We start from the raw sequence: 26,307 nt of genomic DNA on the forward strand, positions 1-26,307 counted from the left end.
TCCTAAAGTGTGTCGTAGTAATCGCGAATGTGTTGCGTCTCACGATACCCTGTCTTCTTCACGTCTTCTTTCGAAATTTCAACAGTTTCTGAAGCGGTTGCCACTTTAGTTGTACCAGCGACAACGGCACCAGCAACGGCTGCAGTCGTCAAGCCTTTGAGTAGATCCCTACGGCTTGTATTTATATCTTTATTATCTTTCATCATTGCTTCCTTACCTTACGGTAGATCTTTTTTTGGAGGCTTAATGCCCCTCTATCGATATAATCGCGTACTGCTCGATTACTCGTAATCAGTGACGTTTTTCACATCAATCTTTAATTTGTGCTTACTGCTTTTTGTATTCACGCTAAAACGCACTTGTTCTAACGTTAAGAATGCTTCACACAGTTGAGCGGCCGATTTGTAGAAGTTCGCACTTTCTGCACTTTCAAGCTGACGCGTAAAAGAGTTAAACCAAGGACCAAGGTGCTTATTGAAAACGGCTTGTTGAAGCGCTTCTTCTTCACCGGTTAGCATTGCCATTACTTCACACAATGCAGCAATATGATCTTCTGGCTCTTTCACTTGATCATCACGCTCAATGCCTAAAAGCTCTAAGTCATGACGAATCTCTGCCAATGGTTTTTCCATCATGGCGCCAGTGCGATGCCAAGAACCAAATGGAACGACTTCTCCACGCCCAATACCGATGAACAAATCTTGATATTCGTCTTCAAGAGCTTCACGGTTTGATTCTGTTGCCGCTTGTTGAATGGCAATCCAAGCCTTTTGCATTGCGCTTTCAGACGCTTCAATATCGAGTGTTTTTAGAAAGTCGATCACCTCTTCAGAAGGTGCGCTGCGAAACAGTGCGGATAGAACCAAATAGATCTCAGTTCTTAGTGTCTGTTCTTGTGCCTGATCCAAATTCGTTTCCAAGGCTAACTCCTAGTATTTCAATTGTTTCAATGGGTCTTGAGCCATTGAATCGAACATATCCACCACACGGCAGTCTTCACACATAGCAATACGATTAATCGCTGCTTCATCTGAAAAGTGAGAGTGACCGCGTAACTTGTTCTGTAACATGTCAATCATAGACTGAGGTGCGAATGGTTTATGGCAACGTACACATTCCGCAGCTTTCTCTTCATGAATCACAACTGCTTTTTGACGTTCTTCTTTTACCCAGTTCATACGAGGCGTAAGAGTCAGAACATTTTCAGGACATGCCTTTTCACACAAGCCACATTGAATACAGTCTTGTTCTACAAATTTAAGTGATGGAGAAGCCCCGTCGGTATGAAGTGCACGTGTCGGACACACAGCCACACAGCTCATACATAACGTACAATCTTTGCTATCACACGAAACGTTGCCGTAAGGTGCGTTTGACGGAAGCTCAACAATATTTTCAACAGGAATACGAGCTGAAGACATCGCATCAAGTGCTGTAAATAGACGTTGGCGCTTGTTGCCTTGAAGATCGCCAAGTGCAAGGTCGAATGAATCCACACAAAGTGTTGGAGGACATTCACGTAGAGATTCTAAGTACAGAATATCGATGGTTTCTTTTGGAATACCGATTTGATCTAGTAGTTCTTGAGCAATCCCTACTTCGTTATTCAGAACACGAATGATCGTTTCTGGCATAAAGCGAGATGCGGCAAACAGAACCTGAGTTGCGCCATTAACTAAAGCTGCAAACCAAGTATCGATACCAATAGATGGCAGTTCTTCTACGACAATTGGAATCACGTTATCTGGCAGTGCTTTTAGCGCCATTACATTGTAAGTCTCATGACGAGAGCTACAGATAAGTACGATTGGATCCAGACCGCCCGCTTGCTCATAATTAGCTAGCGTACGTTCAATAAACTTTTGAGTGTCATCAGGGTTTGGCAGCGCATAGGTAATCGCTTCTGTAGGACAGCTCGTTGCACAAGTACCAACGCCTTGACATAGGTAAGGGTTAATCTCAATCTTGTGACCCGTCTTATCAGAGCCTTCACTTGATAGTGCGCCAGCAGGACAAGCATCTACACAACGCTCACAGCCTTTTACGCCACGAGAACTGTGCGCGCAAAGGTCAGTGTCGAGACGGAAGAACTTAGGCTTATCAAATGTGCCCATAAGCGTTGGAATCTCTTCCAGTGCTTCAGCAAGTTTTGGATAGCCACGACCTACTGGGTAATAACCCGGTACAGGTACTTCTTCTGTCATGCAGCTATTCAGACATAGGTCTAAAACAACATCGAAACAATCGTGATTAATCGCGACTTTCGCTAGATTGCTTGATGTGCCTTTGTTTTCGATCACAACTTCAAACGTGCCAAGGAAACCGGATACTTGAACCGAATTCGCGAAGTACAGTTCTGGGTTTGTGCCCTTTTCGCCATCTGTTGACAATAAGGTTAGGCTCGTCAATTGAGGTAATTGAGCCGCAGCACTTTCAATGATCGCAGTTGGACCAATAACAAGTGTATTACCGCCGCTTTCGTAGCTAACAGTAGGTGGAATCAGATTTGTTAACTCAACTGTATTTTCAAATGCATACAGTCTTGCTTTAGCGTTATTTGAATTTGCTTGTTCTAATAATTGTTTAAGCATTGCTCAGTTCCATCTTTGGACATGGATAATCTGTTCAACCTTTATTGTAGTAAGCGAGAGAGAACTTGCTGAGTAATCCGTTAACAACTAACCCTTTAGCCAGTGTGTCGTTCGTCAGACCGTGAACTCGTCTATCTACAAAAAAGTTGATAATGAACGTTATTGTGCAAATGCCATGCCAATTTAATATGCCTATATTTCAGTGATTTAATCCTATATAACGTTTATTGTGCGTATAAAAAAACCGCTTGGGACATTTTGTCGCAAGCGGTTCATTGAGTGTTTAGTCAAAATGTACCTATTCTTTGTGTGGTATATTTTGTCCCACCTCTTTCAGGTCTGCTTCGTCTGACATTGTAGCGTTATTATCCGGTACTGTGTTTTTATACAGTTCTTTTTCTTGTTCGGTTATTTCGGCACTTTCTGACGTTTCAAGTTTATTATCAGATACCTCAAGATCGCTTTCAGAATTTTCTAAAACTTCACCTTCGTCTTTATTATCAATGATTTGCTCTTCTTCTGGCGCAGTTTCTTCTTCCGTTTTGTCTTTAACCCAATCACGCAAGGTTTCCGCAACCCCTTCAGAAAGAGACTTCAAATTACTGTAATCGTCGTCGTAATCATCTAAACCATCACGAACGTTGAATTCTTCTGAGAGGAATAATTTACGCAATGCCGCTTTTTTTACGCTTTCTGAAGCTTCTGACACCAATAATTGAGCAACAGACAAGTCTTCAGTCGTTTCTGATGCTATCTCCTGAGAGTCAATAGTTTGAGAATCGACAGCGTGTTCTGGAGACTCTTTTTCCAAAGTTCCACGTTCTAGTGACTCCGATGTTTCTGCGTCTATAGATGAAGCAGCAGACGAAGCCTCAGTGGAAGTAAGCTCAGTTTCCTCAAGCGTTTGTTGCGCTTCTAAAGGTTGGTCGGTTGATTCATCAAGCTTTCGTTGAGACCAACGGCTAAAAAAGTTAGTTGCCATTTGATCGACCCGCGCCTTTACGTTTCTTACGTCTTGCTTCTAATAACTCACCATGACGACCGATGAACGCTTCCATCCAAGCTTGTACAGGTAACGGAATGTCGTATGAAAGGACTTGGTTGTCACCGTCCATGTATTGCCCTGCAACGGTTTGTGATGCTGTAAGTAACTGAATGACGGGCTTAACGCCTGAATCGACATTATCCATCACTAAGAAAAGCTTAGGTTGCTGAGAGCTTAGGTTGAAACGATAGTCTGTACGCTCGTCTTTGTGCAACTGAAGCAAACATACGTCTGGGGTTTCATGTTCAGGTGATAATTCAAAACCGATGAGTTCCCATTGAGTTGTTACCCAAATGCCAGTTTTGATCTCTTTCTCTATTCTTTGGACACCTATTGGCCAAGCTGATTCTGTTTTTTCGTAGTGTTCTTGGAATTCTTTTATCTCAGACATACTGCACCCAATTGATTTCCTTTATTCTGATCGTACGTAGGACATTTTGTACTTCGCATAATCATATACCCTCTACAAAGCAATAAACACGCCAATACGGATTAACTGCGAGAGCGTATCTATAGCGTTCGTTATCAAGTTGTCACTATAACGTTAGTCGATACTGGTTATTTCAGACAACTCCACCCGGTGAACTCTCATATTTTGCGCTATTTTAATCTAATGCTTCATGTTTCCATCAATCCCCGTTATTTTGGAATGAGAATTGCTAAATGCTTGAGTTAAAGCTAAGACTGACTAAGTGACAGAGAACGCATGTATTCTAAAGAGTCGTATGATGACTCTTGCCTAACTTCTTATCCCTTATAATCGCTATCTCATTAAGTAGGAAATGACTGTGGTAAAACCAAACATAATAAAAACCAGTGAGAACCCTCTTCAGACAATCGAAGTTGAAGTGTTTGATGAATATGGCGAAAAGCTAACGAAACAGATCGCGTGTGAGCGCCCTCTTACCGTGATGTTGAACTGGAAAGAGATCGTAACTCTAATGACATTGGGTTCACGCCCGGAAGCATTAGTCTTGGGTTATTTGAAAAACCAAAGCTTCCTTTCTGATCCAGAAGCCGTTGAATCAATCATCATCGACTGGGAAACCAGCTCAGCAGCGGTTATCACCAAAGAAGATACGAGCCAACTTGAGCAAGCGCTTAAGAAGAAGACAGTTACCTCTGGCTGTGGCCAAGGTACCATGTATGGCAACGTGATGAAGCAATTGGAAGATTACCAAGTGCCTCAAACCAAGATTAAGCAATCTGAAATCTATACGGCTCTAGAAGCGCTGACTCATTATAACGACACCTACAAGAAAGCGGGTGCGGTTCATGGCTGTGCTGTTTGCAAAGACGACAAGGTTCTATCGTTTGTTGAAGATGTTGGCCGACACAATGCCGTTGATACATTGGCTGGTGAGATGTGGCTTAACAAAGAGACAGGTGAAGATAAGATCTTCTACACCACAGGCCGTTTAACGTCTGAGATGGTGATTAAGGTTGCGCAGATGGGAATCCCTGTTCTACTGTCACGCTCTGGCGTTACACAAATGGGCTTAGATTTAGCGCAGAAGTTCGGCATCACTACGATTGCTCGCGCTAAAGGTTTACGCTTCCAAGTGTTCACGGGTGCAGACAAGATTGATTTTGACGTCAAAGGCGAGCAGTAAACGTAAAGTTAACTCGTGCTTAGTTAATTTGTTAAATGGGTGCAGTATCAGCTGCACCTTTTTTATATCCTTAAGTTTCCATTCCAATTCGTCCCCGATACAGGTTTCACGCTTCAGACCATCTAAACCTACACGTATCATGTCTTAAATTAGCTTTTCCTAAAGCAAATCTTGATTTAACACTCCAATAAGCCATTAGTTACATATTCATCAATTTAATGAATCTATTAATAAAAGTTAAAGATGAATATCAACGTCACCGGCTTAAAGGGAATTAACCATGAGTAATCAATCGGAACCTCAGCGTAGACCGCTGTCTCTTTCTATTCGCAGTAAGTTTATTTTAATCAACCTCACCGTGTTTATTTCTGTTTTTATCTATGCCATCTACGAGCAGTTCAGCTTAGACAAATTGGAATCATTGGAGATCGCTGCAACCGAAAACCTCAGAAGCTCAGTCGATTTATTAACGCTTAGGCGACATGAGAAAGACTTCTTGTCTCGCCACGATCAAAAATACGCAGAGCGTTTCGATAAAACCGCCGCCACATTGAATCAAAGATTGGTGACGTTGAACCAAACCCTAACCTCGCACGAACTTCACCTGACCGATCAAATGACCAAGATCTCCGATACTCTTCATCAGTACCAGAAACAGTTCCACCAGATCGTCAATCAAGTGAACGACATTGAACGTACAAACCCACCTTTGGGTTTTGTCGCAGCTCTTGATGGAAAAAGAACAGCGCTAAAATCAGCAATCGAATCAGAATCAGAATCAAGTTTGGCACTGGAACTTGCGTTGTTAGAACTGATCGAAAAAGACTTCCATTACCTCGCACGTATTAATAGCCAAACGAATGCGGCGTTAACCACTGCTCTTGTTGAGTTTGAACCCTACTCCCAAACCTCGATTGCGACTGAACAAGCCTATTCCGAATATAAGGCTGCGGTTGAAACTCTGTTGGTTGCTAACAGCAATCTAGGTTTGTCTGCAGAGTTGGGGCTTAGAGGCGCCTTACGTAGCAATGTCCATAAAACGGAACAAGCCATTGAAGAAGTGCAGAATGAGATAAGCCAAGCGATTACAGCGGCAGTTAGAAACACACAAAACATGTTACATCTGTTTGGTGCCGCTATCGTCGCTCTACTTTCTCTGTTATTGGTGTTCATCGGTCGCAACATCCTGGGTCGTATCAAAGCGATAAACGTGATGATGGAGTCTATTGCAAATGGAGATGGAGACTTAACCGTCAGAATGAACGCCAAAGGTAACGACGAGCTCGCTCAACTTGCCCACTCGTTCGATACCTTCATCGATAAACTGCACGGTAACATCAAAGAGCTATCCGGCGTGATGACGGTGCTGACAGACAGTTCATGCAGCTCTGAAGAAGCGGCAGTCAAAAGCATGAGCAATGCAGAGAAACAAAAGCAGCAATCTGAATCGGTAGCGACGGCAGTTAACGATTTAGTGATGACGAGTAATGAGGTGACGGCGAACATCGAAAATGCCGCAACCAATGCCGAGAAGATCAAAGAAAATGCCCATCAAGCGCTGCAAAAGACACAATCAACAAACGACAGTATTAATGTCTTGGTAGAAAACATTGCAGAGTCTCAGGATCTCATCGTTCAGCTCGAAGAACAGAGTCGTGAAATCAATCAGGTGGTGACGACTATTCAAGGTATTGCTGAGCAAACTAACCTATTGGCGCTTAATGCTGCGATTGAAGCAGCGCGTGCTGGCGATCATGGACGAAGTTTCGCTGTGGTTGCCTCGGAAGTGCGAGAGCTTTCGTTAATGACTAACGATTCAACCCATCAAATAGAATCAACGATTCATGGTTTAACCACTGGGATAGACAAGACTGTCGCTAAGATGACAGCGAGCTTAGAACAAACTGAGCTGGTGAAAAGCCAAACCAAAGACGTGGTGAATGCGATAGAAGGAATACACTTCCAAGTTGGCGAGATGTTCGACTTAAACAGTCAGATCTCAACAGCGTCCGAAGAGCAATCGATGGTTTCCGTTGAGATTGACCGAAACATTACAGATATCGCTCACCTTGCCAGTGATACTTATACCGTGGTTTCTGGATCAGTGCGTTGCAGTGAACAAGTCTCGAGTGTGAGTGTGAAGCTAGAGAAGATTGTGGCGCAATTTAAGTACTAGTGATTAGTGATTAACGCAAGCTAGTTGATTTATGCGGTATGGAAAAACAAAAGGCCTCTATCTGATTGCTAAGATAGAGGCCTTTCTAATTTTTAATACGTACTAACGTGTTATTACGTATTAGCTCTTGCTATACGGTATTAGCCGCGTGCTTTCAAGAACTCAGCGTAAGTACCGCGGAAATCGTTGATCTTGCCATCTTTGATTTCAAGGATACGAGTTGCAAGCGAGTCTACGAATACACGGTCGTGAGATACGAAGAACAATGTGCCTTTGTAGTTCTCAAGAGCCAAGTTAAGCGCTTCGATAGATTCCATATCCATGTGGTTTGTTGGCTCATCCATTAGCAGGATGTTTGGTTTATGCATCATGATCTTACCAAGAAGCATACGACCTTGCTCACCACCAGAGATAACCTTTACAGATTTCTTAATGTCGTCTTGACCAAATAGCATACGACCTAGGAAGCCACGAACAACTTGCTCGTCTTCGCCTTCTTGGCGCCATTGGCTCATCCAATCAAACAAGTTCATGTCTGTCTCGAAATCGTGTGCGTGATCTTGAGCGTAGTAACCGATGTTTGAGTTTTCAGACCACTTGTACTCACCTGTGCGAGGCTCAAGAGCGCCAGCTAGTGTGTTAAGTAGTGTTGTTTTACCCACACCGTTCTCACCGATGATAGCAACACGCTCACCTACTTCGAAAATACCGTCGAACTTGTTGTATAGGTCTTCTTCAAAACCTTGAGATAGGTTTTCAACCACAAGTGCGTTACGGAATAGCTCTTTAGACTGTTCGAAACGGATGAATGGGTTTTGACGGCTAGACGCTTTAACTTCGTCTAGTTGGATCTTATCGATCTGCTTAGCACGTGACGTTGCTTGCTTCGCTTTAGATGCGTTAGCAGAGAAACGAGATACGAACGTTTGAAGTTCAGCAATTTGTGCTTTCTTCTTAGCGTTGTCAGACAGTAGACGCTCACGAGCTTGAGTCGCAGCCGTCATGTACTCATCGTAGTTACCTGGGAATAGACGAAGTTCGCCGTAATCAAGGTCAGCCATGTGTGTACAAACAGAGTTTAGGAAGTGACGGTCGTGCGAAATGATGATCATTGTGCAGTTACGTTGGTTTAGCGTATCTTCCAACCACTTGATGGTGTCCATGTCCAGGTTGTTCGTTGGTTCGTCAAGAAGCATGATATGCGGGTCTGCAAACAGTACTTGAGACAATAGAACACGAAGTTTCCAACCCGGTGCTACTTCGCTCATCAGACCGAAGTGCATTGATTCTTCAATACCTACCGCTAGAAGAAGCTCACCAGCTTTAGCTTCTGCCATGTAACCGTCCATTTCAGCGAACTGAACTTCAAGGTCAGCCACTTTCATGCCGTCTTCTTCGCTCATTTCTGGCAAAGAGTAAATGCGGTCACGCTCTTGCTTAATAGCCCAAAGCTCTTTGTGACCCATGATAACCGTGTCGATTACCGTGAATTCTTCGTAAGCAAACTGGTCTTGGTTTAGCTTAGCAACGCGCTCGTTTGGATCGTAGCTTACGTTACCAGCACTTGGCTCAAGTTCACCAGATAGGATCTTCATGAACGTCGATTTACCACAGCCATTCGCGCCGATTAAACCGTAGCGGTTGCCTTCGCCGAACTTAACTGAAATATTTTCGAAAAGTGGCTTAGCGCCGAATTGTTGGGTGATATTTGCTGTGGAGATCAATGCCATTACCTTTTTAATGTGAAAAACGCCGCAACGTTACTTGTTCAGGGCTTTAACTGCAAGTATTGATTGCAATTACTGGCCATTAAGTAAGTGATAACCTAGCCAAATCATAGTTTGAACTGACTCACATTTTTGGTTTTCTATTTATCGCCGTAAAACCGTCGATTTTAAGGAAAAACAAAATATCGAACAGCGCACCATAACGGGCGGTATATAACGTCCCAAATCATGCCAACCATTGAATATATCGTATGCTGATTGGTCACAGTAAAAGCCAACCCGATCAACGCAACAGAAGACATAATAAAGATGCTCAAATACTAGCCTAATCCCTGACAATTTCATGACAAAATCGCTCGAAACAGGAATAAAGTACTCGCCCCCGACACGGGGTTGGATTTCACAAAGTCAGATTATCTAACTATAGTAATCCTAACCTCATAATTCTAAGAGACTTTTATGCGTTCACTATCGCGCTTCTTAATCCTCACTTTGGCCATTCTCTCTTGGCCTAGTCATGCCAACTTGGAATATGACTTACAATCTCAGCCGCAGGTATCCGATTCTGCTGTTGATCTCGATGATCGAATTGATTCGTTACCCGACCCCCTCTTTATGGAACCGTCGGACAGACGCCAAGTCAATATATTGCTCGCTGAAGTGCTACAAGTTCAAAAGCAGGAAATCAAAACCTTCGAGCAACAGATAAAAGCCTACAGAGCGAACAACGACGCCGATCAATGGTTTGCCGTTCAAACCAGTTACGTCACTTTGAATAGCTTGAATGTGAGCAAGCAACACCTGTTAGAGCAGACGAATTCCGCTAATAAAGAGCGCCTAACGGGTTTTGGCCCCTATGGTGTAACTCAATTTAAGCAAGAGTGGGAATTAACCAAGCTCAACATTGAGTATCTTGTTTACTTCCAAATTCGTAGCTTTAAAGCGCTCGTTAAAGACATCTTTATTTCGCCAGTGCCTGTGATTGGTGCATCGTTAAAAGTGTTGTTTATCTATTTTGGTTTAGCGTGGTGGCTTGCCAATAGCACTCGTTTGATTGAGTTGTTCAGAATTAATTTTCTTGAAGCGAAAACGAACCCTCCATTTTTAGTACGTGTGATCTGGTACATCAGCCGCGCTGATCGTGCGATTGCTTGGTTAATTGCGATTACGCTTTCTCTAAGAGTGCTCTCCAGCATCCCTAGCCTGCAACACCTGATTTTCCTTGAGATCTTCACTTGGTGGATTCTAGGTGGTTCGATTGCTATCAGCTTTATTTTGGAATTTGCGTATCGTTTGGGCCGCACATCTAATCAAGAAGTGATTGCGCTGCGCCTATCGACCATTCACCGTTATGTTTGGAGCTTCATTGTTGCGGGTGTGACTTTGCAAATATCGAGTATCACGCTAGGCAAAGGCACTATCTATAGCTGGATCTACAGCGCCCTATTTTTCTGGTTTGTACTGGTTACCATTTCAGTGCTTAGATTATGGCGTGCGAAAGTCTTCGATACGCTGCAACACATCTCTGATCGTCCGGTATGGGTGAACTGGGCAGTAAACCGCAAGGATACCTTCTTACTTAATATATTGGCGACGGCCATTGGCATCGTATGGTTGAGTGTTTACAACTTTCAACATCGAATTATGGCCCTGCTATCCAATTACACTTTGTTTAGCCAGGCCTTAGCTTATCTATTTAGAATTGAAGTTGCTAAACAGTCTGACCTTGATAAGAATCAGCAAAACTTGGTTCGAATCAAAGGCGATCAAACCTATGAATACATTCTTCCGGGTAATATCGACAGTACGTTGATAGATTACGCGGGAGATGAAATTAAGCAGTTATCACGCTACTTAATGTCAGACAGCCCGGCTATCTGTATTGTGTCTGGCGAACGTGGTGTCGGCGCGACAACGCTGCTATATACCTTACTGCACAAAGTCTCTAACGCTGAGCCTGTATACGTGAGTTGCCCTTATGCGGGTTACCAAGAGCTTTTAGCGCATTTAGCCGTGAGCATTGGCTTGGACGAAGAAGCGACTGAAATTCAAATATTAGCGCATCTTCGTAAGAGCAATACCACTTACCTTATCGCGATTGATAACGCACAACGACTGGTGCAACCAATGGTCGGTGGCCTGTCTGATTTGATTCGTTTGACCAACCTTCTGCGTCGTTCTAAAAAGAACCACCGTGTCGTGATATCGATCGCCAAATCAAGCTGGCGATTTGTGGATAGAGCGCGTGGCGAACGTTTGCTGTTTGACTTGGTGTGTTTCCTTCCGCGTTGGACAGAGAAACAAGTGGGTGAACTTCTAAATAGCCGTATCAATACGGAGCTTGAGAAGCCGTTGTCTTTTGATGGTTTAGTAGTCCCTAAGCAATGGGACCAAGATGATATGAGTGAAGAAGAACGTGCACGCCAAGGTTTCTATCGAATTTTGTGGCACTATTCTGATGGCAACCCTACCGTTGCGCTGCGTTTCTTCCGACTCTCTTTGAACCGAAACAAAGAGACAGATCAAGCCGTGGTGCGTCTGTTCCATGTTCCTGAAGCCCAGGAGCTGGAAAATATGCCGAAACCTATGCTGGCTGTACTTCGTTCTATCGTACAACTGGAAATCGCTTCTCCGGAAGTATTGTCTGAATGTACACAGTTGAGCACGGCAGAGATAACGGGGATTCTGCGTTACTTTGAAAGCCGTGGTTATATTGGTTGGCATGAAGAAAAGGCTCGGATTTCTGAGCACTGGTTCCGCCATATTACGAACGTTCTCGACCGTCAACATCTACTGGTGAAGTAAAATGAAGAAGTTATTTATCCTACTATTTGTTGGCTTGGCAAGTGCTGTCAGTTTCCCGACCTTTGCGACGGAAGAGTTAGCTAACGTAGAAAACATATCTAAAATAGCGAGCCTTGTGCGATGGAGCGGCGTGTTCTTCTCCATGATCGTTATTGCTGCGATGTGGTTATTGCTTAAGTTCATCAACTCGTTAGTGACCAGCTTTGGTAGTCAGTTCGTGCAATATCGAATGCTACTACAAAAACTGCAGTCGTTTACTCAGTTCTTCATCTATGTGAGCACCGGTCTTATCGTGTTCATGATGAGCTTTAGAATCAACGACCAAATACTGGCTTTGATTGGTGGTACACTCGCCGTGTCAGTCGGCTTTGCGCTTAAAGATTTGGCAGCTTCATTCATCGCGGGCATCACGGTAATGATTGATAGACCCTTTCAAGTTGGTGACCGCGTCACGTTCGAAGGCAACTACGGAGATATCATTACCATCGGTTTGCGTTCAGTGCGAATGAGAACGCTGAACGATGACATCATTACCATTCCTAACAACAAGTTCTTAAATGAAGTGACCACCAGTGGTAACTACGGTGCGTTGGACATGCAGGTGGTGATTCCGTTTTACGTCGGTATGGATGAAGACATCACCCTAGCCCGTGACTTAATTCAAGAAGCTGCGTCTTCGAGTCGTTACATCCACTTACCGAAGCCTGTCACGGTTTTGGTTAAACAGACGATTACCGATAACTACCTAGCGATACAGCTAACCTGTAAGGCTTATGTTGTGGATACTGCGTATGAGAAGCTGTTTGAAACCGACATTACCCTGCGTGTGATGAAAGAGTTTAAGAAGCACAACATCAACCCACCGAAGATTTCAGTGGCAGCGCATTAGGCTTGATGCTTTTGACGTTAGTTTCTTATAGCAAATGACTAACCATAAATAAAAACACCTCCGAACTTATCTCAAGTGCGGAGGTGTTTTTTATGGGCTTTTTATCTTCAGCTCAGTTGTATTTAGGCTAAACCTTAAAGTATTTCAATTGCTCAGTAAGGTGCTCTGTGGTGTTCGCCATTTTCTGACTGTCTTCTGCGAGCGATTGTGAGGCCTGCAGCACTTCATTTGCAGCGAGATGAATACCAGTGACACTTTCACTCATTTCAGTGGCTACCGTGCTTTGCTGCTCCGAGGCCGCGGCGATCTGCGCGACCATGTCGTTAGCGTTATGCAGTTCATTCACAATCACATCGAGTTGTTGGCGAGTTTCGTTAGACGCGACAACGCTGTGGTCAACCTTCTCGTTACTGCTTTGCATTGCCTCAAAGGTACGTTCTGCTTGTTGAGTCAGTTTCTCAATCGTGGATTGCACTTCGTTAGTTGAATTCTGAGTGCGGCTAGCAAGATTTCGAACTTCATCAGCAACAACCGCGAATCCTCTTCCTTGCTCTCCTGCACGTGCCGCTTCTATTGCTGCGTTGAGCGCTAACAAGTTCGTTTGTTCTGATACATCACGAATCACACCAACGACTTGGCTTATTTCAGTCACGCCTGATTGCAGATCTCTGACTAAGTTATTCGCGTTACTTAATTTCATAGCTGACTGACTTTATTATATTTTTTGATTATGAATTTGGGGTCAATGTATCAAAAATCCGTACAGTTCAGATGATATGCATCAAGATCAAAAGATATACACTGTGTTACATATTTAAAAAGAGGTGCTCGTCAAACAGTCAGAGGTTGAGATTTAGTTGACGATAGTTTAGTAGTGCAGGATTTTCGTGCTTGGGCTGAAACGTTCATTTAATAGCCCAAGCGCAGTAGAGATATTATCGGGTGATAATATGGTTGGATTCGATTCGAGGTTAAAGCTAAAAAAATTATAGGTTTGAGACCAATAACTGTGGTGTCGCTTTTTGCTGAAGGTAGATACTAAAGCGGCTTCCCTTGCCTACCTCAGATTCAACTCGGATCTCGCCACCCGTTTGGCTCAAGATACTTTGAGATACTGATAAGCCTAAGCCTGTACCGTCACGTTTGGTGGTGTAGAAAGGCGAAAAGATGCGTTTCAATTGTTCTTCTTTGATACCGCAGCCTTCGTCTTCGACATGAACGATTGCACCATGAGACACGCCATTCTCCACCCAGTCTTCACTTGAGATAGTTAATGTGCCCTGTCCGTCCATGGCATGAATCGCGTTCATCTGTAGGTTAACCAAAATCTGCAAAAGTTGGTTTCGGTTAACTTCCACAGACGTTTTAGCGTGCAGGTGTGATACGTAGACAATGCCTTTCTTTTTCGCGCCTGTTTTTACGAGCGTAATACTTTCATCCACTATTGGATTGATATGTTGCCACGTAATTTCGTCTTGTACACCGCCGTGTCGGCTGTATTGAAGCAGGCTTCGTGTGATGTTTCGGATTCGGTCAATCTGTTCCATGATCGCGTGGACTTCTTCATCTACACGAGCGACTTCGTCACCGAGTTCAAACTTCATTAATTCGACGTTGCCAAGAATCACCGCTGTCGGATTATTAATCTCATGGGCAATGCCCGCGGTTAATTCGCCTAGCGCGGCTAACTTTTCGTTGACCACCAGCTTGTCTCGAGCTTGGTTTAATAGTTTGATATGTAGTTCGAGTTCTTCGGTTTTCTCTTTCAAGCTAGCAGTACGAGAATGAACCTTACATTCGAGTTCAGACGCAGCTTGTTGAATCTCTTGATTACGTTCGTGCAGCAAATCTAACATCTTGTCGAATTGCTTAGCGAGTAAGGTGAGTTCGTGTTGATCGTTCAAACCAAGAGTACCAATTCGCTTGTCTTGCCCCATCTGCACTAGCTTCACCACTTTGTGAATGCGTTCAATTGGGTTGAAAAGATCACGCGCACCACGGTGAACGATCAAACCAGAAGCCAGTAACAACAACACAATCGTAATGCTGATTTCACCAAGGTTAGTCAAGTATGTTTCCACTAATGGCCAAATCAAATAACCGGTATAAAGCATGCCGATGACGTTATCGAATTGGTCATGAATCGGTTGATACGCAGTGATGTACCAAGCGTCGTAAACATACGCTCTATCTAGCCACTCTTTACCTTCGTTCAATACTTTAGAATGAACCTCGTGAGAAACACGAGTACCAATTGCGCGCCCTGCACTTTCTTCGCTGCTCAACGGTACATTAGTGCTGACACGTAGGTCATCAAGGAACACAGTGACGGTACCTATGCGGCGATTAAAGCCCTCGCGTTGCGGATAAATGAGATTGCTGATCTGATCAACCAACTGTGTGCTGTTATTAAGGAGGATCCCGCCATCAAGAAAACCAATCACGTGATCATTCTTGTCACGAATCGATACAACGGTGCGGCTAACTAAACCCCGAGTTTCAACATTTTGACTATTGAGCATTGGGACTTCGGCTTGCCTGGCAAGGTTTTGGTCTAAATCGTTGAGTTGGTTTTGGTTTAATACACTAAAGAACGATTCTTTGTGTGTCAGGTTGAGGTATTCAAGCTTTTTCTCCATGCTCTCGACGCTACGCCAGCGCAAGAAATCGAGTTCATAGCGAGATTTGTTTTCAGAAACCCAACGAGTGAGCTCTTCTTTCGAAATATCACTCGTGAGTTTGATTCGGAAGTTGTAAGACTCAGCAAATGCTTGAACGTTATAGGCCTGTTGGTTCTGAATTAGATGGATACTGTTGTCGGCAACATCCAAACGCTCATCGACATCAATCAGAGCACCCTGCCACGTGTAATGTACTGACCAATACAGTGTTATAGCGACAAGCGCACATAAGGTAAGAATGATGGGAGCGGATGTTAGAAATAGCAGGCGATAACGCACCATGGTTTTGAACCGGAACGCCCATTTTGTCCACCAATGACGTCTAATCGGCATATTCAGAGCCTTCTGTGTTCCACTCTTTGTACTTACGCTCTAGTGTTTTACGTGCCACACCGAGATCTCTCGCTGCTGCAGATTTATTGCCATCATGAAAACTCACCAGTTGTTCTATGTGAGATTTTTCTACTTCTTTGAGTGTCCAAGTGTTCGGGTAACCCTCAGCTGCGTCTATATTATTTAAGTTTGGTATTTCCGCGCCATGTGACACCGTCACTGAAATGCTGGTTGGGGCTGGATCACCATTCACTTCGCGCCAATAGTGTGCTGGTGGCTTGTCTAAAAGAATGCATCTTTCGACTAAGTTCTTAAGTTCGCGAATATTTCCCGGCCATTCGTATTCATTCATTGCCAAGATATCTTCATGTGCCCAGTTTGGAACCGGCATACCCAGTTCACTTGATAAAAGACGAGTGAAGTATGGAACAAGCTCTATCAGATCAGACGGTCGCTCTCTCAATGGCACAACATCAATCTTAAGTACATTGAGTCGGTAGAACAGATCGCGACGGAAGTGGCCTTTATCGACCTCTTCTTGAAGGTTTCGGTTTGTTGCTGCGACGACTCGTACATCGACAGCGATCTCTTTCTCACTGCCAACTGGACGAATTGTGCGTTGCTCTAGTACGCGTAATAGCGCAGCTTGCATTGGCAATGGCATTTCACCTATTTCATCAAGGAATAAGGTGCCACCACTTGCGACTCTGAATAGACCTTCACGGTTTTTCTTCGCACCAGTAAAGGCACCAGACGTGTGGCCAAACAATTCGCTTTCTAAAAGCTCAGGCGCAATTGCACCACAGTTGATTGGTACAAATGGGCCGCTACGCTTGCTAGCTTCATGTACACCACGAGCAACTAACTCTTTACCCGTACCCGACTCACCTTCTATAAGAACTGATGCTCTTGACGGTGCGAATTGACTGATCAGCAATTTAAGCTGTTTAGTCTTGTCTGAATTGCCGATTAATTCGGTCTTGATATGACGGCTAACATCACGCTTCAACGCGTACTGCATTCTTTGGTCAAGGCGCTTGTCCATACAACGCAGAACCGCTTGTATCATTTGTTCGAGGTTGAACGGCTTAAGAATAAAATCTGAAGCACCAAGCTTAAGCGCAGATATCGTCATCTCTAAATCAGCATAACCTGTCATGAAAATCACATCGGCACGTTTGTCGTTGTCGTTAAACGCCTCTTCCCACTCAATACCAGACCGACCTGGCAGGTTGATATCAAGAACAATGAGATCAAAATGCTCGCTCGAGCGCAGTATTTCGGCTTCTTCAACCGAACCCGCACTCGATACCTTGCCAAAGAACTTACCCAGTGCTTTCTTTAAAATAGCCTGCATACCCATTTCATCATCCACAACCAAGACGGAAAACGCTTGATATTGAGTCAATGTGTTCGGGTTGAGGTTGGGTGCAGATGAACTAGGTAAAGACATAATGATTAGCCGGTGGGGAAAGTTGGGACAGAGTGTACCAATTAACCTTTTGTGCAACAGGGACAATGTGCGACATTTTGTCCTAGCTCATGTTTTGATTCATTTTAGAGGGTTAAATGACGCAGTTTTGTCCGAAATAACAGCAATTTAATGAGATCTGATGCATGATTTATTGGCATTAAGATTGCTTATAAGGTGTAGATTTCTAATTACAACAATTAGCGTCTTATGCACATGCCCTTTTTTGAGCCCGTTAAAACTGAAGGCATGTCATTCATTTATAACAGAATGGACATAATAATAATGAAAGCAATTCCCCTAACTATTGCAGCTCTATCTATCGTCAGTTACACGGCTAGCAGCGCGGAAGACACCACCCATATCAAATTGGCAACAACCACAAGTACCTACCACTCAGGTCTACTTGACTACTTATTACCTGAGTTCGAAAAAGATTCTGGTATCAAAGTTGATGTTCTAGCGGCGGGTACAGGTAAATCACTTCGTATGGGTGAGAATGGCGATGTAGACCTAGTGATGACTCACGCACCAAAGGCTGAAGCGAATTTCGTTGAACAAGGTTACGGGGTTCTACCTCGCAAGCTGATGTACAACGACTTTGTCATTGTTGGTCCTCAAAGCGATCCGGCGAAGATTGAATCTCAAAAAGCAGTGACTGATGTGTTCAAAGCAATCGCGAACAATAACGTGACCTTCGTTTCTCGTGGTGACGATTCTGGTACTCATAAGAAAGAGATGGGTATTTGGGCACAAACTAAAATTGAACCAAACTTCGGTGGTTATCGCAGTGTTGGTCAAGGCATGGGCCCTACTTTGAACATGGCGTCAGAGATGCAAGGCTACACCATGACAGACCGTGGTACTTGGTTGGCTTACCAAAACAAATTGGATCTTAAAATCCTTTTCCAAGGTGACAAGAACCTGTTTAACCCTTACCAAGTGATTCTTGTTAACCCAGAACGCTACCCAAGCATTAACTACCAAGCAGCGAAAGTATTCAGTGATTGGTTGGTGAACCCTAAAGGTCAGAAACTGATTAACGACTTTAAACTGCATGGCAAACAGCTGTTTGTAGCGAGCGCAGAGTAGTTTTTCGTCAGCGTAGATTCGTTTATAACAAGCTGAGAATGGTTTGTTGTAAGTACTAATTCCAATTAGCACTACGCTTAACTAACCAGTTAACTGAAGCATTTAAAGAAACAATAGCTGGCCAATATAGGCTCAATAATATTGTGTCAGCTATGATTAACATCAGTCATTACCGATAAAGACCTATTATCGATTCACACGAGATACTTCATGACCCTATGGCAAACAACGATTGATGCAATGAACCTACTAGTGAGTTTTGACCACGAATTGTGGAAAATCGTCGCGGTATCTTTCAGCGTATCTTTGTCCGCCATCTCATTAGTGATTATTCCTGCAATCATCATGGCTTTCTTATTGGCTTATACCGAGTTCCCCGGGAAGTGGGCATTATTATCGGTGATCAACACCCTGCAAGCTATCCCAACCGTGGTTATCGGTTTGTTGATGTACATGATGCTCTCTCGCTCTGGCCCGTTAGGTGATTGGGAATTACTGTTCACCCAAAAGGCGATGATTCTAGGTCAGATGCTGATCTGTTTCCCAATCCTAGTCGCGATGATGCACGGCGCTCTGCAGGCCAGTGACCGCCGAGCGGTTGAAACGGCGCGCACGCTTGGCGTATCAACGACTCGTGTGGCGTGTACGTTAATTTGGGAAACGCGCTTCCCTCTTTTAGCTGCAACTATCGCTGCCTTCTCTCGTATCGTCACTGAGGTTGGTTGTTCAATGATGGTCGGTGGCAACATTATGGGGATGACAAGAAACATCCCAACAGCTATCGCTATGGAAAGCCACAAAGGCGCATTCGCTCAAGGCGTCGCCCTCGGTATGGTGTTATTAGCATTGGCATTAGCCCTTAACTTTTTCCTTTCCAGTGTGAGAGGAAAAGGCTATTTAAGAACTTAGGAACGCTGTCATGAGTATAAAAATAACAACGCAGCAAATTTCAATGCGCTACAAAGAGCGTGTTTTGTTCCATATTCCCGAATTGTCGATCGGCCCCAACGATGCCATTTATCTCAAAGGAGATAATGGTGTGGGTAAAACGACCCTACTTAAAATATTGTCTGGATTGATTCAGCCCAGCTCTGGCCGCATTCAGTCTCCGACACAAAGCTGGCAGCAGATCTTATTTCCTAGGCTCAAGTTTAAAGACATTATCTACCTGCATCAAACCCCCTATCTTTTTGATGGTTCGGTGTACCAAAATGTCGCTTATGGCATTCGCTTTAACAAAGAGAGCCAAAAAGATAAGCGAGCTCAAATAATTAATGCATTGAGAATGGTAGGTTTAGAAACCTTGGCAGATGAACACATTTCTGTGTTGTCTGGTGGTGAGCGTCAACGCGTTGCAATGGCACGAGCCTGGATTCTTAAGCCGTCAATCTTGCTTATGGATGAACCAAGTGCCTCTTTAGACAAAGAATCTATTGAAAGATTGGTGATAATGGCCGAAGATCTTCTTCAAAGAGGCGCGAGTTTAGTCATCACTAGTCACCAAACTAACGCGTTAACCGACTTATGTAAGAAGCAATGGTGGATCAAAGACAATACTTTGACCGAATCGCCGCTTCTGCAAGTTATTCAGAAAGATAAAGCACAAGAGAATATTTATGCTGCTTCCAACGCAAACTAGTTGGGTTATTTTGGCTGGCGGACAGGCCAGCCGCATGGGCGGAAAAGATAAAGGACTTGTTGAGCTCAACGGTTCTCCGCTTATTCAATACGTTATAAACAAGCTGTCACAACAAGATGTCAGCATCACCATCAATGCCAACCGTAACTTAGACAGTTACCAAGCATTTGCTCCGGTTGTTTCCGATTCCTTCCCTGACTATCCAGGTCCATTGGGCGGTATTCATGCTGGCCTTAAAAACGCGAGCACAGACTGGGTCGGCTTTGTCCCTTGCGACAGCCCACAAATCAGTGACGACCTTGTTGAGCGTTTTTGTTCTGCAGTTAAAGAAGACAGTGACATTCTTGTCGCGCATGATGGCGAGTTTAAGCAACCTGTATTCACCCTATTCCACAAACGTGTTCTGCCAAAGCTAGAAGCGTTTTTGGAACGTGGTGATCGTAAAATCATCTTGCTATACAAAGAATGTGTCACGGAATATGTCGATTTTAGCGATTCTCCTAACTGCTTTGTTAATCTGAACACGCCAGAAGAACTCACCCAATTCGGAACGCTTCAATAATGAAAGATTCAAAACAACGCCCTAACCTTCCTCTATTGGGCTTTGCTGCTTATAGCGGTACAGGCAAAACAACGGTACTTGAAGCGTTACTGCCTCTGCTGACTAATGCGGGTTTAAAAGTGGGTGTTCTTAAACATGCTCACCACGATTTTGATGTCGATAAGCCAGGTAAAGACAGTTACCGCTTACGTAAAGCGGGCGCGAATCAAATGTTGATCGCTTCTCGTAACCGTCACGTGATGATGACAGAAACGCCAGAAGCCGAAGCTGATTTTGATTACCTTCTGACACGTTTCGATACCAACACGCTTGATCTGATTTTGGTTGAAGGTTGCAAGAACATTGCTTTCCCTAAAATTGAATTGCACAGAGATGAAGTCGGTAAACCTTGGTTATACCCGAACGATGACAACATTATTGCCATTGCTGCAGACAGCCAAGTGGAATCAGAACTGCCACAAATGGCGATCAGCGACTTAGAAGCGATTCGTGATTTCATCATCGATTACGCGCAGTCCTTTGACCTTGTCTCTACAACAGGCAGAGCCGTGTCATGCTCACTTTCAAAAGACGCAGCGCCAGCTGTTTGTTGTGATTCGTTCTCTCCTGCAGGTTTAACCGTTACTCAAGGCCAACAAAAGATTGTTGATAGCATTGACGCACTCGATCTCACAGAGAGTGTTGAATTACTGCAAGGCTACGGCCGCGTGCTGGCTGAAGATGTGATTTCGCCAATCAACGTTCCTCAGAATACCAACTCTGCAATGGACGGTTATGCAATTCGTAGTGAAGATCTAGAATTGGACAGTTACAACATCGTTGCTGAAGTCATGGCGGGTCACAGCTACGAGCAAATCGTGCAACAAGGTGAAGCCGTTAAAATCATGACCGGCGCACCAATGCCAGAAGGCGTTGATGTTGTCGTGATGCGTGAACAAGCCGTCCAAGATGGCGATAAAGTTAGCTTCCCTGATGCTAAAATCTCGGTTGGACAAAATGTCCGTATGGCAGGTGAAGATTTAGAAATCGGCCAACCTGTCTTTACACGTGGCACACGCATTGAAGCGCCAGAAATGGGCATGATGGCGTCGTTAGGTTTTGGTACCTGCCCTGTTCTGCGTAAAGTGAAAGTGGGTGTGTTCTCTACGGGTGATGAAGTTCAAGCGCCGGGCAGCGAGCAAAAACCAAACTCTATTTACGATTCGAACCGTTTTACTATCATCGGCATGCTTCAAAAGCTCGGCTGTGACATCGTCGATTACGGCATCATTGAAGATGATGAGCAGAAGATGATGGATGTGCTGCATTCTGCGTCGCTTGAAACCGATATGGTTTTGACTTCTGGTGGTGTGTCTGTTGGTGATGCGGATTACATCAAGCTTGCGTTAGATAAACTGGGTGAAATCAACTTCTGGCGTATCAACATGCGTCCAGGTCGCCCATTGGCTTACGGTAAGATTGAGAACAAGCCGTTCTTTGGTTTACCGGGTAACACTGTTGCTGTGATGGTGTCGTTCATTAACTTTGTTGAGCCTGCGATCCGCAAGCTTCAAGGTCAAACGAACTGGACACCAGTAAAAGCAAATGCTGTAGCAACTGAACAACTGCGCTCACGCCAAGGCCGTACTGAATTTAGCCGTGGTGTGTTCTCAATGAATGAATCTGGCGTGCTTGAAGTGAAAACAACGGGCAAGCAAGGTTCAGGTATTCTGCGTTCAATGAGTGAAGCGAACTGCTTAATCGAAATCTCTCCAGCAGTTGATACTGTGAAAGTTGGCGAGACAGTGACGATCATTCCTCTGCAAGGTCGTGTTTGATTCAAAGCTCAAACACCTAAATTGACTTAGCTGCTTTTTAAATGATTTGGAAGATCTTCGCCAAAACATAAACGAAGCCCCTATATAGATTTTTCAATGTTAAGGGGCTTTTGTTTTTTTCGTTTCGTGAAAAAACAACCTGTTCGTTTCCTAAAAGACAAATAGCTTAAATTACGCTAAACGTTTAGAACGATAATCTTAAGATTTCTTACCATTACCTTGAGCCACGTACGGTTTTTATGTAGAGTGCGCGCAAAGTAATAATTCTATTGGAGAGCAACCATGGCTCGTACCATTCTGTACACTTACAAAGACGAAGACAAAGAGTTACTGTTTTCAAAACAAGAACACCGCACGATCCAAGAAGCTGTTGCTGCAGCTGAAGGCATCGATATCTCTGAGTATCTAAAAACTGAGCAACAGCTTGAGTTGATTTCTGATACTAAAGCGGTTCGCAACTACCAAGACAACTACTTCCGCAAGCTTGGCTTTACTAAGCTTACGTTGAAGCAAAAAGACAATCTTGGTGTTGGTAAAAAGAAGAAGTAAGCCCTCTTGGCTCTTTTCTTGATATGTCGTTTCTAGCTTTTCGTTTGTAGTTAACAGCTAATAGCTAAAGAAACGAAAGCACCGAACAATAAAAAATGCCGCAACCTCTTTCGAGATTGCGGCATTTTTATTTGTACTTTTTAACTATCTAACCTTAGCTAGCTTAACTTAAGTCACGATTACTTAATGTTAAGGAATGCAGCACCACGAACGCCACCTGAATCACCGTGCTTCGCTTTGATGATCTTTGGACATTTCGCTACAGACAATAGGTATTTAGGAACACGCTTTGGCATCTCTTCGTAGATAAGTTCGAAGTTTGAAAGTCCACCACCTAGTGCTACAACATGCGGGTCAAGTGCAGTAAATAGGTTTGCGAAACAGATAGCCAATAGTTCCATGAAACGGTCAACGTGCTCAGCTGCTTTTGCTTCGCCTTCGTTGTACGCTTGGATGATTTCAATCGCTTTCTTTTTCTCACCGAAGTAGTGCTCATAAATCAGTTCAAAGCCGCGACCAGATAGGTAGCTGTCTAAACAACCTTTCTTGCCACAACCACAGCCTAGTAACGGTGCGTTGTCGCCAAGGTGGAACCATGCATCAATAGGAAGACGCATATGGCCGAGCTCGCCAGCAACGTGGTTACGTCCTGAAAATACTTTGCCATCAAAAACCAAACCACCACCAAAACCAGTACCTAGAATTAGGCCAGCTACTGATGGTTCATCTTTCAATTCATCATCCCACGCTTCAGACAGCGCAAAACAGTTCGCATCGTTCTCGATTTTAACACTACGACCAATCAGCGCTTCTAAGTCTTTGCGTAATGGCTTACCTGTTGAAGCCGGTACGTTAACAACAAGCATAGTGCCGTCGTCCGCATCTTCCATGCCTGGAAGACCAAGGCCAATTTTGCCTTCGCAAGAGAATTCGCTATCGTATTTTTTTACCAAACCGGCAATCGTATCAAGTAGCAGTTGATAATCTTCAGTAGGCGTTGGTACGCGTTCGGTTGCTACTCGCTCAAGTTTTTCATTGAACGCACCAAACTCAATTTTTGTGCCGCCAACATCAAAGCCGTAATACATGAAATCTCTCCAATTTTTCCCTAAATTCGGGCAAATAAAATTTTTAAATTAAACAACTAGGAAGCATTATCCATAACACTCCCCCTACAAACCGTGATAGATAACAAACTTATCTCGTGTTCGAATCTGTTTGAACAACAAGTCAGCACAAAGCGGTTAAAGGTTAGAGTGACGTCTCACTTTTAGTATGCTCTATGAAAGCATTCAGGCTTGGTTTGGTTGGATCCGATTTATAACGTGTCTTACTCAACATGTAGCTTTCACGAAATGCTTCAAACCATAGCTGTAAAGTCTTAGCGCCCTGTTCTTCACCGGCTTGTTTCAAAACTAAGCTCGCTACTTCGGCCGTTGATAGATGTTGTTCGTTGTCTGACTTACGCATCATGTATTGAGAAACCGATTCCGGCTCAATCGACAACACCGGTAAATCTTGCAGATACTCTGAGCGACGGAAGATACGTCGTGCTTCGCGCCAACTGCCATCAATGAAAATCAGCAATAGTGTTTTGTTTGGGTCACGCATTTGTGGCAGATCTTGAACTACGCGCGTTTTGTCGTCGGTATAGTCTTCAGGGAATACGATCACAGGTTGGTATTTGTCATCTTTGAGGACATCCAACATCTCTTGATTTGGCTCAGTACGATGCCAAAGGTAGGCGTAACTGTCTTTAACCGTATCAACAATCAAACGACCAGTGTTACTTGGCTTTAAGATTTCGTTGTCTGACAAGATCAACATAGTCGCGACGTTCGTATCAACGTTAGGTTGATGTTCACAGATACAGCTGTCTTGTTTGATTTTACAGAATTCACATCGCACGACTTTACACCCGCGCGCATTAAACGGTTTGGTAGCAATGGACAAACGATGTTGATATAAACGGTGAAAAGCGTGGATTCTCATGGACAATAACGATAACTCTAGAAAAGTGGCACGATTGTACTTACAGTGTCCTTAGAATGATAGAAGGAATTCCCATGCAAGACCCATCACTGCTTCGCCTTGTTTGTTTTATTGTCGTTTTTGGATTGTGTGCGCTTTGGGAATACCGTTTTCCACGTAAAGCACTGACTCAAAGCAAATGGTTTCGCTGGGGAAACAACTTTGCGTTAGTCGCTTTGAACAGCTTTCTATTGGCCACTATAATTCCTATCGCAGCATTTCAAGCGGCGGTTATCGCACAAGAAAACCAATGGGGTCTGTTCAATACCCTGTCACTTCCGAAAGAATTGACCATTCTGATCTGTGTATTGCTCTTGGATTGTGCCATTTACCTACAGCACTTGGTGTTTCACCGTGTTCCTTGGTTGTGGAAGCTACATCGAGTTCACCATGCGGATCTAGATATCGATGTCACAACCGGAACGCGCTTTCACCCTATTGAGATGATTCTTTCAATGCTCATCAAGGTAAGTTTGGTGATCGCACTTGGTGTGCCTGTCATTGCTGTCGTGATCTTTGAAATTGTTCTTAATGCGAGCGCGATGTTTAACCATAGCAATGCACGTCTTCCGCTATGGTTCGATAAACGATTGAGAAAAGTGATTGTGACACCAGACATGCACCGCGTTCATCACTCGGTCATTGTTAAGGAAACGCACTCAAACTTTGGCTTCTTTTTATCTGTGTGGGACATCTGGTTTAAGACTTACCGCGCCCAACCCAAGCTTGGTCATGACAAGGTGCTTATTGGTGTTCCCGAGATTCAAGATGGTAAAGAGCAACGGCTAGATTTAATGTTACGCCAACCATTCGCTTCCTTCCCTCATTCGAAAGACAAGACCTAACGCCTCAAGAAAATAATAAAAAATGGCGCAAACTCATAAGAGATTGCACCATTTTTATATGCGTAGCTTCTCACCTTTCAGCGGCAATTCCCACTTCCGGACGACGTTGACACACTTACTTCAATACGTACTTATGAAGCATGGCTTGTTGGTGCCCTGCTATCTCTCCGACTTGCTCTGAACTCTCGATCATAGATTCAAGTTGCAGCTTAGTATTCTCGCCCTGCTCAGATACTCGAGTGATTGAATGGGTAACATCGACAGTTGCACGAGCTTGTTCTTCGGTAGCCACCATGATTTGCTCAACACGCCCTTTGATCTGGCTAACCGCAAATTCGATTTTCTCGAAGGCTTGTCTTACATCGCCACTGGTTTCCAGTGCATTGGCCATCTCACTTCTCGATTCCGTTACAGAAGCACGTGAGCGATCGGCTGCCGCTA

The 26,307-nt window shown here is 44.0% G+C and carries 21 protein-coding genes and 2 pseudogenes; 11 read left to right on the top strand and 12 right to left on the bottom strand.

Annotation, left to right across the window (positions count from 1 at the left end; all coding sequences use genetic code 11):
• Positions 1-2 precede the first annotated feature (2 nt).
• The 5 genes from A136_RS19430 to A136_RS19450 form a co-directional block, all read right to left on the bottom strand.
• Complete coding sequence (locus tag A136_RS19430) at positions 3-203, bottom strand: twin-arginine translocation signal domain-containing protein (RefSeq protein WP_008217926.1); 201 nt, start codon at positions 201-203, stop codon at positions 3-5.
• A gap of 78 nt (positions 204-281) precedes the next feature.
• Positions 282-920 carry a TorD/DmsD family molecular chaperone gene (locus tag A136_RS19435; RefSeq protein WP_017063870.1) on the bottom strand — a complete coding sequence of 213 codons (639 nt, stop codon included), beginning with the start codon at positions 918-920 and terminating at the stop codon, positions 282-284.
• Positions 921-929: 9 nt separating this feature from the next.
• Positions 930-2,591: a 4Fe-4S dicluster domain-containing protein gene (locus A136_RS19440; protein ID WP_017059620.1), complete on the bottom strand. Its 1,662-nt coding sequence runs from the start codon at positions 2,589-2,591 to the stop codon at positions 930-932.
• A 298-nt stretch (positions 2,592-2,889) separates the two neighbouring features.
• Positions 2,890-3,573 (bottom strand): DUF3306 domain-containing protein, encoded by a 684-nt coding sequence (locus A136_RS19445; RefSeq protein WP_017063871.1) that lies wholly within the window; start codon positions 3,571-3,573, stop codon positions 2,890-2,892.
• A complete protein-coding gene (locus tag A136_RS19450) occupies positions 3,563-4,027 on the bottom strand; it encodes a DUF3305 domain-containing protein (RefSeq protein WP_017063872.1) in 465 nt (154 codons plus the stop codon). The genes A136_RS19445 and A136_RS19450 overlap by 11 nt, the downstream gene beginning before the upstream one ends.
• Before the next feature lie 397 nt (positions 4,028-4,424).
• On the opposite strand from A136_RS19450, the gene A136_RS19455 reads away from it, so the two are divergent.
• Together A136_RS19455 and A136_RS19460 are read left to right on the top strand one after the other, a co-directional pair.
• A complete protein-coding gene (locus A136_RS19455) occupies positions 4,425-5,249 on the top strand; it encodes a formate dehydrogenase accessory sulfurtransferase FdhD (protein WP_017063873.1) in 825 nt (274 codons plus the stop codon).
• A 280-nt stretch (positions 5,250-5,529) separates the two neighbouring features.
• On the top strand, positions 5,530-7,425 hold the full coding sequence (locus A136_RS19460; RefSeq protein ID WP_017063874.1) for a methyl-accepting chemotaxis protein: 1,896 nt from the start codon (positions 5,530-5,532) through the stop codon (positions 7,423-7,425).
• A gap of 140 nt (positions 7,426-7,565) precedes the next feature.
• Here the strand turns inward: A136_RS19460 and A136_RS19465 are convergent, their stop codons facing one another.
• Entirely contained in the window at positions 7,566-9,149 is a 1,584-nt protein-coding gene (locus A136_RS19465) for an ABC-F family ATPase (protein WP_009846736.1), read from the bottom strand.
• A gap of 462 nt (positions 9,150-9,611) precedes the next feature.
• Here A136_RS19465 and A136_RS19470 point away from each other — a divergent pair, with 462 nt between their 5' ends.
• Both A136_RS19470 and A136_RS19475 read left to right on the top strand, forming a co-directional pair.
• The gene (locus A136_RS19470) at positions 9,612-11,957 is read left to right on the top strand and encodes an ATP-binding protein (RefSeq protein WP_017063875.1); all 2,346 of its coding nucleotides are present in this window, start codon (positions 9,612-9,614) and stop codon (positions 11,955-11,957) included.
• 1 nt (position 11,958) lies between these two features.
• The gene (locus A136_RS19475; RefSeq protein WP_017063876.1) at positions 11,959-12,846 is read left to right on the top strand and encodes a mechanosensitive ion channel family protein; all 888 of its coding nucleotides are present in this window, start codon (positions 11,959-11,961) and stop codon (positions 12,844-12,846) included.
• Positions 12,847-12,973: 127 nt separating this feature from the next.
• Here A136_RS19475 and A136_RS19480 read toward each other — a convergent pair.
• From A136_RS19480 to A136_RS19490, 3 genes and pseudogenes are all read right to left on the bottom strand, one after another.
• Positions 12,974-13,531 (bottom strand): annotated as a pseudogene (locus tag A136_RS19480) (methyl-accepting chemotaxis protein); the annotation flags it as partial.
• Positions 13,532-13,832: 301 nt separating this feature from the next.
• A complete protein-coding gene (locus A136_RS19485; RefSeq protein ID WP_017063878.1) occupies positions 13,833-15,860 on the bottom strand; it encodes a sensor histidine kinase in 2,028 nt (675 codons plus the stop codon).
• Complete coding sequence (locus A136_RS19490) at positions 15,850-17,313, bottom strand: sigma-54-dependent transcriptional regulator (protein ID WP_029224128.1); 1,464 nt, start codon at positions 17,311-17,313, stop codon at positions 15,850-15,852. Before A136_RS19490 ends, A136_RS19485 begins: the two co-directional genes overlap by 11 nt.
• A gap of 303 nt (positions 17,314-17,616) precedes the next feature.
• Here A136_RS19490 and A136_RS19495 point away from each other — a divergent pair, with 303 nt between their 5' ends.
• The 6 genes from A136_RS19495 (at position 17,617) to A136_RS19520 (ending at position 22,990) form a co-directional block, all read left to right on the top strand.
• Positions 17,617-18,423, top strand: coding sequence for a substrate-binding domain-containing protein (locus A136_RS19495; protein WP_017063880.1), 807 nt, complete (start codon positions 17,617-17,619; stop codon positions 18,421-18,423).
• A gap of 210 nt (positions 18,424-18,633) precedes the next feature.
• Positions 18,634-19,332, top strand: a complete 699-nt coding sequence (locus A136_RS19500; RefSeq protein ID WP_017059610.1) for an ABC transporter permease — start codon at positions 18,634-18,636, stop codon at positions 19,330-19,332.
• Between the two features lie 10 nt (positions 19,333-19,342).
• Positions 19,343-20,062, top strand: coding sequence for an energy-coupling factor ABC transporter ATP-binding protein (locus tag A136_RS19505; RefSeq protein ID WP_004733775.1), 720 nt, complete (start codon positions 19,343-19,345; stop codon positions 20,060-20,062).
• The gene (gene mobA / locus A136_RS19510) at positions 20,040-20,624 is read left to right on the top strand and encodes a molybdenum cofactor guanylyltransferase MobA (RefSeq protein WP_004733776.1); all 585 of its coding nucleotides are present in this window, start codon (positions 20,040-20,042) and stop codon (positions 20,622-20,624) included. The genes A136_RS19505 and mobA overlap by 23 nt, the downstream gene beginning before the upstream one ends.
• Positions 20,624-22,441: a bifunctional molybdopterin-guanine dinucleotide biosynthesis adaptor protein MobB/molybdopterin molybdotransferase MoeA gene (locus tag A136_RS19515; protein ID WP_017063881.1), complete on the top strand. Its 1,818-nt coding sequence runs from the start codon at positions 20,624-20,626 to the stop codon at positions 22,439-22,441. The genes mobA and A136_RS19515 overlap by 1 nt, the downstream gene beginning before the upstream one ends.
• A gap of 282 nt (positions 22,442-22,723) precedes the next feature.
• Positions 22,724-22,990, top strand: a complete 267-nt coding sequence (locus tag A136_RS19520) for a DUF2960 family protein (RefSeq protein WP_017063882.1) — start codon at positions 22,724-22,726, stop codon at positions 22,988-22,990.
• Between the two features lie 179 nt (positions 22,991-23,169).
• Here A136_RS19520 and nagK read toward each other — a convergent pair whose 3' ends face one another.
• The gene (gene nagK, locus A136_RS19525; protein WP_004733781.1) at positions 23,170-24,078 is read right to left on the bottom strand and encodes an N-acetylglucosamine kinase; all 909 of its coding nucleotides are present in this window, start codon (positions 24,076-24,078) and stop codon (positions 23,170-23,172) included.
• Between the two features lie 163 nt (positions 24,079-24,241).
• Entirely contained in the window at positions 24,242-24,988 is a 747-nt protein-coding gene (locus A136_RS19530; protein ID WP_017080483.1) for a tRNA-uridine aminocarboxypropyltransferase, read from the bottom strand.
• A 68-nt stretch (positions 24,989-25,056) separates the two neighbouring features.
• On the opposite strand from A136_RS19530, the gene A136_RS19535 reads away from it, so the two are divergent.
• On the top strand, positions 25,057-25,866 hold the full coding sequence (locus A136_RS19535) for a sterol desaturase family protein (RefSeq protein WP_017063884.1): 810 nt from the start codon (positions 25,057-25,059) through the stop codon (positions 25,864-25,866).
• Positions 25,867-25,981: 115 nt separating this feature from the next.
• On the opposite strand, the pseudogene A136_RS19540 reads toward A136_RS19535, so the two are convergent.
• Positions 25,982-26,307, bottom strand: a pseudogene (locus tag A136_RS19540) (methyl-accepting chemotaxis protein); the annotation flags it as partial.

The sequence above is a fragment of the Vibrio crassostreae 9ZC13 genome, assembly GCF_000272045.2.
Lineage (GTDB): Bacteria > Pseudomonadota > Gammaproteobacteria > Enterobacterales > Vibrionaceae > Vibrio > Vibrio crassostreae_C.

What these genes read in the sequence shown, in the direction of transcription:
- A136_RS19430 (WP_008217926.1), bottom strand. Translation starts at nt 203, where the DNA reads ATGAAAGATAATAAAGATATAAATACAAGCCGTAGGGATCTACTCAAA.
- A136_RS19440 (WP_017059620.1), bottom strand. Translation starts at nt 2,591, where the DNA reads ATGCTTAAACAATTATTAGAACAAGCAAATTCAAATAACGCTAAAGCA.
- A136_RS19445 (WP_017063871.1), bottom strand. Translation starts at nt 3,573, where the DNA reads ATGGCAACTAACTTTTTTAGCCGTTGGTCTCAACGAAAGCTTGATGAA.
- A136_RS19450 (WP_017063872.1), bottom strand. Translation starts at nt 4,027, where the DNA reads ATGTCTGAGATAAAAGAATTCCAAGAACACTACGAAAAAACAGAATCA.
- A136_RS19460 (WP_017063874.1), top strand. Translation starts at nt 5,530, where the DNA reads ATGAGTAATCAATCGGAACCTCAGCGTAGACCGCTGTCTCTTTCTATT.
- A136_RS19470 (WP_017063875.1), top strand. Translation starts at nt 9,612, where the DNA reads ATGCGTTCACTATCGCGCTTCTTAATCCTCACTTTGGCCATTCTCTCT.
- A136_RS19475 (WP_017063876.1), top strand. Translation starts at nt 11,959, where the DNA reads ATGAAGAAGTTATTTATCCTACTATTTGTTGGCTTGGCAAGTGCTGTC.
- A136_RS19485 (WP_017063878.1), bottom strand. Translation starts at nt 15,860, where the DNA reads ATGCCGATTAGACGTCATTGGTGGACAAAATGGGCGTTCCGGTTCAAA.
- A136_RS19490 (WP_029224128.1), bottom strand. Translation starts at nt 17,313, where the DNA reads ATGTCTTTACCTAGTTCATCTGCACCCAACCTCAACCCGAACACATTG.
- A136_RS19495 (WP_017063880.1), top strand. Translation starts at nt 17,617, where the DNA reads ATGAAAGCAATTCCCCTAACTATTGCAGCTCTATCTATCGTCAGTTAC.
- A136_RS19500 (WP_017059610.1), top strand. Translation starts at nt 18,634, where the DNA reads ATGACCCTATGGCAAACAACGATTGATGCAATGAACCTACTAGTGAGT.
- A136_RS19505 (WP_004733775.1), top strand. Translation starts at nt 19,343, where the DNA reads ATGAGTATAAAAATAACAACGCAGCAAATTTCAATGCGCTACAAAGAG.
- mobA (WP_004733776.1), top strand. Translation starts at nt 20,040, where the DNA reads ATGCTGCTTCCAACGCAAACTAGTTGGGTTATTTTGGCTGGCGGACAG.
- A136_RS19515 (WP_017063881.1), top strand. Translation starts at nt 20,624, where the DNA reads ATGAAAGATTCAAAACAACGCCCTAACCTTCCTCTATTGGGCTTTGCT.
- A136_RS19520 (WP_017063882.1), top strand. Translation starts at nt 22,724, where the DNA reads ATGGCTCGTACCATTCTGTACACTTACAAAGACGAAGACAAAGAGTTA.
- nagK (WP_004733781.1), bottom strand. Translation starts at nt 24,078, where the DNA reads ATGTATTACGGCTTTGATGTTGGCGGCACAAAAATTGAGTTTGGTGCG.
- A136_RS19535 (WP_017063884.1), top strand. Translation starts at nt 25,057, where the DNA reads ATGCAAGACCCATCACTGCTTCGCCTTGTTTGTTTTATTGTCGTTTTT.